General features: G+C 47.0%; 9 protein-coding genes. 8 read left to right on the top strand and 1 reads right to left on the bottom strand.

What is annotated here, in order from left to right; genetic code table 11:
- Positions 1-137 precede the first annotated feature (137 nt).
- Positions 138-518 (top strand): response regulator, encoded by a 381-nt coding sequence (locus tag E4K71_RS08980; RefSeq protein WP_135078778.1) that lies wholly within the window; start codon positions 138-140, stop codon positions 516-518.
- A 22-nt stretch (positions 519-540) separates the two neighbouring features.
- Here E4K71_RS08980 and E4K71_RS08975 read toward each other — a convergent pair whose 3' ends face one another.
- Positions 541-2,253 (bottom strand): Na/Pi cotransporter family protein, encoded by a 1,713-nt coding sequence (locus E4K71_RS08975; protein ID WP_135078776.1) that lies wholly within the window; start codon positions 2,251-2,253, stop codon positions 541-543.
- Between the two features lie 153 nt (positions 2,254-2,406).
- On the opposite strand from E4K71_RS08975, the gene E4K71_RS08970 reads away from it, so the two are divergent.
- The 7 genes from E4K71_RS08970 (at position 2,407) to E4K71_RS08940 (ending at position 12,112) form a co-directional block, all read left to right on the top strand.
- Entirely contained in the window at positions 2,407-3,237 is an 831-nt protein-coding gene (locus E4K71_RS08970; RefSeq protein WP_240796778.1) for a sulfite exporter TauE/SafE family protein, read from the top strand.
- 130 nt (positions 3,238-3,367) lie between these two features.
- Entirely contained in the window at positions 3,368-4,297 is a 930-nt protein-coding gene (locus E4K71_RS08965; protein ID WP_135078774.1) for an exopolyphosphatase, read from the top strand.
- Between the two features lie 130 nt (positions 4,298-4,427).
- A complete protein-coding gene (locus tag E4K71_RS08960) occupies positions 4,428-5,996 on the top strand; it encodes a S41 family peptidase (protein ID WP_135078772.1) in 1,569 nt (522 codons plus the stop codon).
- Positions 5,997-6,617: 621 nt separating this feature from the next.
- Positions 6,618-9,629 carry an ATP-binding protein gene (locus E4K71_RS08955; RefSeq protein ID WP_135078770.1) on the top strand — a complete coding sequence of 1,004 codons (3,012 nt, stop codon included), beginning with the start codon at positions 6,618-6,620 and terminating at the stop codon, positions 9,627-9,629.
- A gap of 31 nt (positions 9,630-9,660) precedes the next feature.
- Positions 9,661-10,731, top strand: coding sequence for a LuxR family transcriptional regulator (locus tag E4K71_RS08950; protein ID WP_135078768.1), 1,071 nt, complete (start codon positions 9,661-9,663; stop codon positions 10,729-10,731).
- 31 nt (positions 10,732-10,762) lie between these two features.
- Entirely contained in the window at positions 10,763-11,077 is a 315-nt protein-coding gene (locus E4K71_RS08945; protein WP_135078766.1) for a DUF1244 domain-containing protein, read from the top strand.
- A 3-nt stretch (positions 11,078-11,080) separates the two neighbouring features.
- Positions 11,081-12,112, top strand: coding sequence for a hypothetical protein (locus tag E4K71_RS08940; RefSeq protein WP_135078764.1), 1,032 nt, complete (start codon positions 11,081-11,083; stop codon positions 12,110-12,112).
- The last annotated feature ends 192 nt before the right edge of the window (positions 12,113-12,304 follow it).

Below are 12,304 nucleotides of genomic sequence, written 5' to 3'. Positions count from 1 at the left end.
CTCTAAACTGGGGTGAAATGTAACAAGACTGCAATACACAAGGCGTGGTTTGATCTCGTGTTTCAATCTTATTTGTGGTAAAAATAATGTATGTATTTAAACTAAAAAGATTATTTCTAGGGACTTGAGGGAGTTAAATGGCGGTTGATAAAGATTCTAAAATTATCATTGTCGATGATTATGAAGTCATGACCTTGGCAATTGCCTCACAATTGGAAATTTTGGGTTTTGAAAATGTGCAGGAATTCAATTCTGCTGAGCTTGCGTTGGAAGAGGTCCGAAAAGGTGAATGCGATCTAGTGATCACTGACTGGAATATGGAACCTATGTCAGGGACAGAATTGCTGAATGCCATTCGGGCGGATGAACAGCTGGAACAGCTTCCCGTGATTATTATTTCTGCTGAAAAACGCCAGGAAATTGTCCATCAAACCAAAAAGGCCGGGGCATCCAGTTATTTGATCAAGCCTTTTAAAACTGATGCCTTACTGGAAAAAATTGAACGCGTGATGGGGTAGGGGGTGATGCCTATAGGGGCTGTTACTCAGCGCTTAGAGCCTGCATTTCAGACAGGTTTTTATCTTCTTCCCAGTTTTCTCGTTCAATTTCCTCAGCCTTGGCAATAACCCCTTTGGCAATGCGTTTGGCAAAATAGTAAATACGGCGCAGGCGTTCTACGGTTTCCATTTCCCGTGAATAGGAATAATGGCGGTTTTCGCCGTCTTGCATCAGGCGTTCAGCCCCATGTTTGGTGATATGTTTGGCTTCATGGGTCAGGGGGCCTTTCATGGCGATGACTTTGCGTGCCACATCCGGGTCATCTGTGTGAAGGGCTTCCAGAGCAAGGTCCAGAGCTTCTTCGACTTTACCGTGGAAGGATTTGAGCAAATGGGTTGTTTGTGGGCTGACGGTGATTTTTTCTTCAATACGGTGCTTGCCGATTTCCACAAGATCGCGTTCAATAATATCGCCAATATTTTCCACATGATTGGCAGCTGACATGAGGCGCACAACCTCGCGCATATCATTTTCCCCAAGGGATTGAGCACCGATTTTGCGCACATATTTAATGATCGACATATGGAGCTGATCGACATTTTCATCCAGATCAGCCACTTTATCCAAAGAACCGCGTGTGCCGCTAAGTGTGGCAGGTAAAATACTTCCCATCATTCTTTGGACGTGGCGCCCCAGTTCACCAATTTCCAGACGCACGGCATTTAAGGCAATGGAGGGAGTGGAGATAATATCCTCTTCAAGGTATTTGGGCTTAACAGACGGGCCTGTGTCTTTGTCTTCCAGGGGGACCAGCCGTTCGACCAGTCTGGCAAATGGGGTAACAAACCAGATGAACAGGATGGCATTGGCGACGTTAAAAATTGTATGGGCATTGGCGATGTCTCGCGCTGTGCCGCTGGTGTCCCCACCAATATCACGCACAACACTTGCCAGTTGATCTACAAAACCAATCCAGAGCAACACCCCGGCAATGTTGAACAGGACATGGACGACAGCGGCGCGGATGGCTTCGCGTGGTTTCCCGATGGAGGCAAGCATGGCGGTCACGCAGGTGCCCACATTGGCCCCAAAAATCAGGGCAATCCCACCGGGCAGGGATAGCAATCCCTGTGTTGCCAATGCAATGACGATCCCGGTTGTAGCAGAAGATGATTGAACCAAAGCGGTAAAGGCTGCGCCAACCAACAGGCCAAAGAACGGGTTTTCCATACTGACCATTAGATCAAGGAAAGGTTCAAAGCTGCGCAGGGGCTTCATGGCGTCAGACATCAGGTTCATGCCCAAAAACACCATGCCCAGCCCCATCAGCATATTGCCATATTGCTTGATTTTGTCGATCTTGCTGAAAAAGAACATGAAAAAGCCGACAGCCACCATCACCATTGCAAAATGGGTGATTTTAAAGGCAATAATCTGGGCGGTGATGGTTGTGCCAACGTTCGCCCCCATAATGATCCCGATGGATTGGGAAAGTTTCATCAATCCGGCGCTGATGAACCCGACGACAAGAACCGTTGTGACCGATGAACTTTGAATGATGGCGGTGACAAAAGCGCCTGTAAACATCCCCATAAAGCGGTTGGAAGTTAGCTTGGCAAGGATGGTCTTCATTTTCTCACCAGCGACAGCCTTAAGCCCGCCGGAAAGTTGTTCCAGTCCAAACAGGAAAATTGCAAGCCCGCCTAACAGGCCAGAGGAAATGTTGAAAATGTCGAGTTCGGCGCCGTTTGCCATGATTGATCCCCAGTTAAACGGTGTTTTATCGCAAAAGTGTAATTTAAAAAGATTACCAGTGCAATAATGCCGGATAAAAACCGTGGCTTTTTAAATGGAAATGCGCGAAATTGAATCAAAAATGACCGCCTTGCTCGATTGAAAGGGAAGAACTTGGCAAATTTATTTTCTGACCCCTTATTTTTAATGCAAATTGTCGCCTCCTTGGGGGCGACAGGTGTTGTTGCAGGCATTCTGGCTGGCCTGTTAGGGGTCGGCGGGGGAATTGTGATTGTTCCTGTCTTATATTTCCTGTTTCAGACGTTTGGTGTCAGTGCGGATGTTTCCATGTTTGTTGCTGTTGGAACATCACTGGCCACAATCATTGCAACTTCTGTGTCATCGGTGCGCTCCCATCATAAAAAGGGGGCCGTGGACTGGACCTTGTTGAAAAATTGGACCCCAGGTGTTGTCGTCGGGGTGATCGCCGGGACTGTTTTAGCCTCTTTCCTGAAAGGGGAGGTGCTGACGGTGATGTTTTCCATTCTGGCTTTTATTGTGGCTTTGCGCATGCTGTTTTCAAAAACAGGTGGCCATTTTCGTGATGGTTTACCCGGTCAGCCCCTTGAATTTGTCTTTGCTTTTATCATCGGTTCAATCTCGGTTATGGTGGGAATCGGCGGCGGGTCCATCAGTGTGCCGATCCTGAGTGCTTATAATTTCCCCATGCGCAAGGCGGTTGCCTGTGCATCAGGGATTGGACTGGTGATTGCGATCCCCGGTGCGGTCGGTTTTATTATCTCTGGCTTTGGGGCCGCAGGGTTGCCTGTTGGCTCTATCGGGTATGTGAATTTATTGGGGTTTGTCCTGATCGTACCCATGACCGTTTTGTGTGCCCCGTTGGGGGCACGTATTGCCCATAGTGTGAACCCGACCTATTTGAAAAAAGCTTTTGCGGTTTTCCTTTTAATCACCAGTATCAAAATGTTCGCTGGAACTTTTTAAAATATATAAAATTTTAAATATTTAGTTGGAAAGCTTTGAAATAGTTTTATTTTTAGGATAACGTTAAACAAATTATGTAATACCCATTGAGGAAATTAAAGCCTCGGTGCATGAAAGAAGGAGTTGTGATATGGGGGAAAAGTTTCGACTGGTAACGCGAAGCGACTTTGATGGTCTGGTTTGTGCGGTTTTGTTGAAAAAAATGGACCTCATTGACGAGATTACCTTTGTGCATCCAAAGGATATGCAGGATGGCAAGGTTGCGATTACGGATCGTGATATCACGACCAACCTGCCTTATGTGGATGGGGTCCATCTGGCCTTTGACCATCACCTGAGTGAAACGGTTCGTGTGGGCGGTGATCCTGAAAATCATGTTATTGATCCGGACGCTCCGTCTGCGGCACGTGTGGTTTGGCGTTATTATGGCGGTCATGGTGAATTCCCGGAAAGCTGGGATGAGATGATGGAAGCCGTGGACAAAGGCGATGCCGCCCAGTTCTCCCGTGAAGAAATTCTCAAGGCTGAAAACTGGGTACTGTTGAACTTTCTGATGGATGCGCGTACAGGGCTGGGGCGTTTTCGTGATTTTCGCATTTCCAATTATCAATTGATGATGGATTTGATTGAAAGCTGTGCCAGCATGTCCATTCAGGAAATCCTTGAATTGCCAGACGTCAAAGAACGTGTGGATATGTATAATGAACATCAGCCCAAATTTATTGAACAGCTGCAACGTTGCAGTCAGGTTCATGGCAATGTGGTGGTGTTGGATCTGCGCAATGAAGATATTATCTATACGGGCAACCGTTTCATGATTTATGCGCTCTATCCTGATACCAATATCTCGATCCATGTTTTGTGGGGGTTGAAAAAACAAAATACGGTCTTTGCTTGTGGCAAATCCATTCTCAACAAGGGGTCTCAGACCAATGTTGGAGAATTGATGTTGAACTATAATGGCGGCGGTCATGAAAATGCAGGGACCTGTCAGGTTGCCAATGACAAGGCGGTTGAAACCCTGGAAGCAATCATCAAGCAGATGAACGCGGACGGATAAAACTGTCGTTTTCAATCTTAAAACAGGCTCCTGTGGTGTTCATGGGGGCCTGTTTTTGCCCTAAGACTGTTGAGTATGTGTACCGTTCGACATATATATGAGAGGTCGAACGAACTGAAAGTTTACACCTATGAAAATCTGGTCACGCCTGCCTTCCATTATGATGGTTGTTCTCGCTTTGGGAACTGCAACCGTTTTCTTGCCGACATTAAGCGGATGCGCGATTGATGATGGTCCTGTGGGGCGCTGGGTCTCTTCGCTGACAGGGACGCATGGTCTGCCAAAAGAAGCGATGGAGGACTTGGCCCGCTTTCAGAACGTCTACCACGAAAAATCTGTAGATGACGGGACGCGTCAGGACCAGTTTAATCAGTTTGTTGATGCTTTCAAGGTGGTGCGTCGCAGCTATGTCAAACAGGTTTCTGATCAGGACCTGATCACTTATGCGATTGAGGGGCTGAATGGCAAGGACACGGCTTGGGCAGAAGCCGCTGATGGTACGCCCAAAGGGGTGGCTCAGCCAGCCAAGGTCGTGGAAGTTGCCCTTGATGCGATGATGGAAAAACTGGACCCTCATTCCGGTTATATGACCCCTGCTGAATTTCAGGAGCTGATGGTCGATACCAGTGGTGAGTTTGGTGGTCTGGGGATTGAGGTTCAGCAAGGGGATGGTTTTTTAAAAGTCGTCTCCCCCATTGAAGATACGCCCGCAGATCGTGCCGGTTTGAAGCCGGGGGACCATATTACCCATATTGAAGGGGTATCTATTAAGGAATGGACACTGACGAAAACAGTGCGCACCTTGCGGGGCAAACCGGGCACACCTGTGACGGTGACGGTGGATCGTGAAAAGCGTGCACCTTTTGATGTGACGATTGTGCGCGATATTATTCAGGTTCGTGCGGTTAAACATGCGCTTTATGAGGATTACCTCCATTTGCGTGTTGTGTCTTTTTCTGAACGAATGGAAAGTGATGTACGCAAAGCCTTTGACAAGGCATATGAAGATACAGATGGCAATTTAAAAGGTGTTGTTCTTGATCTGCGTAATAATCCCGGTGGTTTATTACAGCAATCTGTCGCGTTGAGTGACTTGTTCCTTGATGATGGGGATGTGGTTTCCATTCGCGGGCGTGCTGCTGATGATGTGCGCCGTTATGGGGCGGGCAGTGGTGATATTGCCGAAGGGCTTCCTGTCGTTGTCTTGATTAATGGTGGGTCGGCTTCTGCTTCTGAAATTGTTTCAGGCGCTTTACAGGATCACAACCGGGCGATCTTGATGGGGCGTCGAACCTTTGGTAAAGGGTCTGTACAGACCATTATGCCTTTGTTGAAAGAAGGGGCCGTGCGTCTGACAACAGCCCTTTATTATTTGCCGTCAGGGCGTACCATTCAAAAAGTCGGTGTGGCCCCGGATATTCGTCTTGATGTGCCCAAGGTTGAGGAAAAAACAGCCGAAGGAGCACAGAAAGAATTCAAGGCCCCGCGCGAAGCGGATTTGCCCAATGTGATCCATGCCAAATCCTTTAATAAAGGGAAGGTGCAGAATAAAGATGGGGTTTTGGGGAATACATCTATTGAAGCCTGCCCTGAGGTCAGTGACAAAAAGGATAAAGAACTGGGATGTGCTTTGGAGTTTTTGAAGGCGGGGACAGCAAAGAAATTTTTAGCAGGGCTTCAGCCGATTGAAAAAGGCTAAGGATCTTTTCTTTTACAAAAAATATGTATTTTCACCTATATGGGTGAAGGCAGTGCCAAACTTTTCAGGCAGTATCTAAACAGTTCTCCATATTGGGGTTCTGAGTACGACGTAGTTTCTCGGCGGACTTGGGGTGATAAGATTTCTTGTCACCCTTTTTTTTGTCTGTATATCAAGGGGATGTCGTTTATTTTTACAAAAAATATGTATTTTCACCTATATGGGTGAAGGCAATGCCAAACTTTTCAGGCAGTATCTAAACAGTTCTCCATATTGGGGTTCTGAGTACGACGTAGTTTCTCGGCGGACTTGGGGTGATAAGGTTTCTTGTCACCCTTTTTTTTGTCTGTCTGTCAGGGGGATGTCGTTTATTTTTACAAAAAATATGTATTTTCACCTATATGGGTGAAGGCAATGCCAAACTTTTCAGGCAGTATCTAAACAGTTCTCCATATTGGGGTTCTGAGTACGACGTAGTTTCTCGGCGGACTTGGGGTGATAAGATTTCTTATCACCCATTTTTTTTATCCGGTATGTTTTTGATTAAATGTTTCAAATTTCAACCAAAACTAATTACTATCATTTCAATTGTAAAAATAATGTAGATGGTGCTGTGACACGATGGGTGGCTTTCGCTTCGGTGTATTTGCTCAGTTGATTACCAGTTTCACGCTTGCTGTGGTGTTCACGATTGCAGCGGCTGGTGTTGGTATTTTTTCAATCCAGAAATTTAACAAAGGGATTGAAGAGGTTGCCCTGTCACGTCTGCCCGCCATGACGCTGGCTTATCAGTTGGGGCAGCAAAGTGAGGCAATTGTTGCCAGTGCTCCTATGTTGGTTCGTGTCACAACACAGGCCCAACGTGAAACCATTTCATTTCGTATCGCAGACCGGGTGCGCTGGTTACAGGAAATCGTGGGTTCTTTGCGCGCCTATGAGGTTGATACTGATGTTCTTAAGGTCATTAACTTAACGCGTGAACAGCTTTTGGAAAATTACGGGCGTCTGGATCAACTGGTTCAGGAACGCATTGAAGTAACCGGCTTGAAGCAAAAAAGAAATTTGGAGTTGCAAGGGCTTGTTCGTGAAAAAACAGCTCACCGTGATTTTGAAAAAGCCGTCTGGTTCGATTTATTTAATGATTTAATTGAACGATTGTTGATTTTTGAAACCATCAAGGATCAGGCAAGTTTTGAAAAATACCGCATCGGTTTGTTGGCAAAACTCCAAAAATTAAAAGCCTATGAAGAGGCTTTGAAAGATAAGCCTGTGCAAAAAGAGACGATGCAGCGTTTGCGCAATATTGCATTGGGTGAAGATGGGTTGATTGCGTTGCAAGCCCGTCATGCGCTTATTTTGCAACGGGTTTCCGGTATTTTGGCGGTAAATGAACGCTTGTCCAGCCGCTTCGTTTATTCTGTGAATGATTTGATCCGGCGCATGCGTGAAGGGATTGAACAAAATAGTCTGGAGTTCCAGCATCTTGTTGAAAGTCGAACCACACTTCTGACAAACATTGTGTTGGGTGCGGTGGTTGTTCTCAGTTTGATTGGCGGGGCGTTTATCTGGCGAATTTTAACCCGCCTGAATGCCTTGAAACAGTCAATGCGAACTCATGCAGAAGGTGGGGAAGCTGAAATTCCCACACAGGGGCAGGATGAAATCTCTGACATGGCTGACGCCTTGCGCTATTTGGTTGATGAAATTGCACGGCGCGAAGAAGATATGAAAATCAGTGAGGCCCGTTTTCGCGATGTGGCCGAAGCAACCTCAGACTGGTTATGGGAAACGGATCGGGAACTGAAATACTCACTCCTGTCTGATCGTTTTTATGACATTACCGGGTTTTCCCGTGATGACATTCTGGGCAAAACCCAATCAGAATTTGGCAAGCTGACCTGTAGTGATGTGGATGACCCTGATAAGTGGATCCATCATGAAAATGATTTGAAAAACCGCAGACGTTTTCGGGAATTTTCTTATTCCATTAAATGTCCTGACGGGATTTGGCGGCAGGTCAAGCTTAGTGGTAAGCCAATTTTCAGTACCGATGGTGAATTTTTGGGTTATCGGGGGACCGGGGCCGATATTACGGCAGAAACACAGGCCCGCAGCCGTTTGATGGCGGCAAACGAGATTATGCCGGGGGCTTTCGCCCTTTGGGATCATGAAAACCGTCTGGTTCTGTGTAATCGTAAATATTACCAGTATTATAAATTGCTCAATGATCGTATCCGCCCAGGTGTGACCTTTGAAGAACTGGTTATGCAGATGGAAGAACGTGGCGGTATTCGCGATGGGCAAGGATATGCCGATCGTCGTCGCAAATTCCGCCACAAACCGACAGGTGTCTTTATGGAGGCTCTGTCAAATGGGCGATATCTGCAAGTCAGTGAAGCACCGACGCTGGATGGCGGGACGGTATCACTCGTTATTGATATCACAGACCGGATTGAGGCCGAAGATCGTTTGGAACAGGCTCGTCTTGAATCGGAAAATGCCAACAAGGCGAAATCCAAGTTTCTGGCTGCGGCCAGTCATGACTTGCGCCAACCGCTGCACGCCATTGGCATGTTTTTGTCTGCGTTGGAAGACCGCCGCCGTAAGGTCAATACGGATAATGCCCAAGGGGACTTGCGTATTATCAATAATATTTCTGATAGCCTTGAAGCCTTACGTGGATTGTTGAATGCCCTGTTGGATATTTCCAAGCTGGATGCAGGAGTGATGAAGGCGGAAAAAGAACCCGTCATGTTACGCCCGCTGGTGGAACGCTTGATTAAACAATATAGTGCACTGGCCGAAGAAAAAGGACTGATCCTGAAATCATTCTGTCCTGATTTGGCTGTTCATAGTGACCCTGTTTTGTTGGAGCGCGTGCTGTCTAATTTGATGTCCAATGCGGTGCGTTATACGCAAGAAGGCGGTATTTTGCTGGGGGCACGCCGTCGTGGTGATGAGGTTTTGTTACAGGTTTCTGATACCGGGGTGGGCATTCCAAAAGACAAAGTGAATGATATTTTTGTCGAATTCCAGCAACTGGACAACCCGGCACGTGATCGCCGCCGTGGTCTTGGCCTCGGGTTGGCCATTGTGGAACGTGTAGTGGCCCTGTTGAACCATAATCTGGGGGTGAAGTCGGTTCATGGGAAGGGGACAACCTTTACATTGCAGGTTCCCAAAGATGAACTTCAAGTGATTGAGGCCGAAGAAAAGCCAATCGAAGTTGCCTTAAGTGGATCGGAAGTGCCATTGATTGTGGTGATTGATGATGAACCTGATATTCTGGACGGGATGAAGCAGCTGATTTCCGGGTGGAAATACAATGTACTGGCAGCAGGTTCTACACAGGAAGCTTTGGAGGCCATTGATACAACAGATGAAATGCCAAGTTTGATTTTGGCAGATTACCGTTTGCAGGAAGAGATGACAGGGGCTGATTCCATTCGCAAAATCCATGAAAAACTGGGTGAACAGATACCGGCTGCCATTATTACCGGGGATACAGCGCCTGATCGTATTCAAGAGGCAAAGTCCAGTGGCTTCGTCTTGTTGCATAAACCGTTGCGTCCAGCTAAGCTGCGACAACTCATCCGTAGCGTGCAGGTTAAAAACTTTCCGCAACGGACATAATAATAAAGATTAACAGGGTGTATGAGGAACAATGAAAACAACATTTGTCGTCGCCGATGATCATCCACTTTTATTGGAGGGTGTAAAAGGGGTCCTTCGGGAGATTGAGCCCGATGCTGAAATCTTGCAGGCTACCAGTTATCCGGACCTGCTATCGGTCTTATCTCAAGATATTGATTTTTCTTTGGTTATTGCCGACCTGAATATGCCGGGGATGGCGGGGCTGGACGGTATTCGGGCGGTTCAAAGCAAACGCCCTGAAGTCCCCATTATCATTATTTCAGCAACGGAAAGCCAAAAGGCCATCAACAAGACGCTGGAATGTGGTGTGGCTGGCTATATGTTTAAATCCTTTAGTCAGGACCAGATGCTTAAGGCTGTTGAAACTGTTTTGGAAGGGGAAACTTTCGTCCCTGATGCCAATACAGAAATGTTCAGCGGGGACGAATTTGCCGATGACAGGAAAACAGATTTTGGTGCAGCTGCCTTAAACAAGCTGCCTATGGGGGTCGTTATTGTTGATAAATCGGCACAAGTTCTGTTTATGAACAATAATGCCAGCGATATTTTTGCCCAAAGCGATGGGGTGGATGTGGGGCCAACGGGTGTTTTTCGAACGGCCAAGGTTGGGGAAACCAAAAACCTTCATACCATGATCGCAGATGCGGCCATCGACATTGGTGAAGACGAAGACCGTGAAGGGGGGGCGATGATCGTGTCACGTCCATCCATGCGTCGTTCTTTTTCTCTGCTGGTTGTGCCTTTGCCGGATGAAGACGATATTTCCTCTGATGAAGGCAAGGTCGCTGTTTTTATCAATGATCCGGAAAAGTTTAATGAACCGCCCACTAATGTGTTGGCGCGCCTCTATGGTTTGACCGAAGCAGAAGCCCGCTTGCTTCAAGGTTTGATTGTCGGGAAAAAACTGGAAACCTTTGCCGATGAAGTCGGTGTTTCCATGAATACGGTGCGCTCGCATCTCAAGCAGGTTTTTCGCAAAACCGGAACAAACCGCCAGCCGGAACTGGTGAGTTTGGTGATGAACAGTTCAGCTTATTTGGCTTCAAGCCCGGTGGCTGTTGAAGATGATGATTACGAATAAACAAGTCTTGTGAAAATATAAGGAAAAGAAAATGGACGATAAAACACGCACAGAACTGGAAGCTGCAGCTTTTCGCGGGTTAGTGGCGCATTTGCAAAATCGAAGTGATGTGCAGAATATTGATATTATGAATTTGGCGGGTTTTTGCCGTAACTGTTTGGCAAAATGGTACAAGGCTGCTGCCAATCAGCAAGACGTTGAGCTGTCTATGGATGAGGCCAAGGAAGTCATCTATGGCATGCCTTATAGTGAATATAAGGATAAGTATCAGGAAAAAGCCACACAAGAACAGTTGGATAAGTTCGCCGATACGTCCGGTCACGCGGTGATTAAAGGTCTTGATTAATTTATGACGGCGTTTGGCTCTGACGATTTTAATAATGCAGGAAGTGTGCAGATCGGTTTGACAGCCGTCATCGTTGCGGTGACGGATGCTGAGCCGCGCATCCTTGTTGTGCGCAGGGTCGATCATGCACTGGCTTCTAATGAAGACGGTGTTGCCCGTGTTGGCGAAGCCATTAGTGAAAATACACTAGAGGCTTTGCCTTATGGCCCGTTTTATCCAGAACATCACCGTACCCTTGATATGGGCTTGCGCACCTGGGTGGAAGAACAGACCGAACTTGCCCTTGGTTATGTGGAACAGCTCTATACCTTTGGTGATCGGGGGCGTGACCCACGTGAACAGGAATTGGGTGCACGCGTTCTTTCCATTGGTTATCTTGCACTGGCACAAGAAGCCAACCCGGCAGGTGCAGGTGATGCGCTGTGGCAAAACTGGTATCGTTATTTCCCCTGGGAGGATTGGCGAGCGGGTAAGCCAGCAATCATCAGTGAAGAAATTGAACCCGGCCTTGAAGAATGGGCGGCAAACGGAAATAACCCGGCTGAAATTCGGGAACGTTTTGCCCGTATTGATGCCTGTTTTGGGTCTGAGCAAGTCCGCTGGAATGAAGACCGGGTTTTGGAACGTTACGAATTGCTCTATGAAGCTGGCTTGGTCACAGAGGCGCAACGCGACCAAGATGAAGAAATTTCTGCCCATGATCACAGCCATACCATGGTGTTGGATCACAGGCGTATTCTGGCAACAGCGATGGGACGCTTGCGTGGTAAGCTGAAATACCGCCCGGTTGTGTTCGAGCTTTTACCACCGACTTTTACCTTGCTGGAACTGCAAAAAACAGTTGAGGCCATTACAGGTAACTTACTTCATAAGCAAAATTTTCGTCGCCTGGTGGAAAAGAGCGGCCTTGTGGAAGGCACGGGGAAATATGAAAGCCGAACAGGTGGGCGCCCGGCAGAAACCTTTCGTTATGTGCGTGATATTTTGGCAGAACGTTTGACAGCAGGCCCTAAATTACCTGTGGGCAAGCGTTAAACAAGAATGTTTTGTCAAAAACTTTAAAATAACTCTTCTTACTTTTCAGTATGTTAGATATCGCTTTTGTGAGTGGTTCCAGAAAAAACTTGACGATTGTGCACTGCATGCATAGCTTATGCTCAAATGGAGGTTAATGAAAAATCTCCCTCAATTTTTCCGTCATATATGCTCGTTTTGAGCATAAGGAGC

Source organism: Terasakiella sp. SH-1 (assembly GCF_004564135.1).
In the GTDB taxonomy this organism is placed as follows: domain Bacteria; phylum Pseudomonadota; class Alphaproteobacteria; order Rhodospirillales; family Terasakiellaceae; genus Terasakiella.
This window is presented reverse-complemented; position numbering and strand designations above follow the sequence as displayed.

Bases quoted from the DNA above. Each gene is read 5' to 3' on its own strand.
- E4K71_RS08980 (WP_135078778.1), top strand. From the start codon at position 138: ATGGCGGTTGATAAAGATTCTAAAATTATCATTGTCGATGATTATGAA.
- E4K71_RS08975 (WP_135078776.1), bottom strand. From the start codon at position 2,253: ATGGCAAACGGCGCCGAACTCGACATTTTCAACATTTCCTCTGGCCTG.
- E4K71_RS08965 (WP_135078774.1), top strand. From the start codon at position 3,368: ATGGGGGAAAAGTTTCGACTGGTAACGCGAAGCGACTTTGATGGTCTG.
- E4K71_RS08960 (WP_135078772.1), top strand. From the start codon at position 4,428: ATGAAAATCTGGTCACGCCTGCCTTCCATTATGATGGTTGTTCTCGCT.
- E4K71_RS08955 (WP_135078770.1), top strand. From the start codon at position 6,618: ATGGGTGGCTTTCGCTTCGGTGTATTTGCTCAGTTGATTACCAGTTTC.
- E4K71_RS08950 (WP_135078768.1), top strand. From the start codon at position 9,661: ATGAAAACAACATTTGTCGTCGCCGATGATCATCCACTTTTATTGGAG.
- E4K71_RS08945 (WP_135078766.1), top strand. From the start codon at position 10,763: ATGGACGATAAAACACGCACAGAACTGGAAGCTGCAGCTTTTCGCGGG.
- E4K71_RS08940 (WP_135078764.1), top strand. From the start codon at position 11,081: ATGACGGCGTTTGGCTCTGACGATTTTAATAATGCAGGAAGTGTGCAG.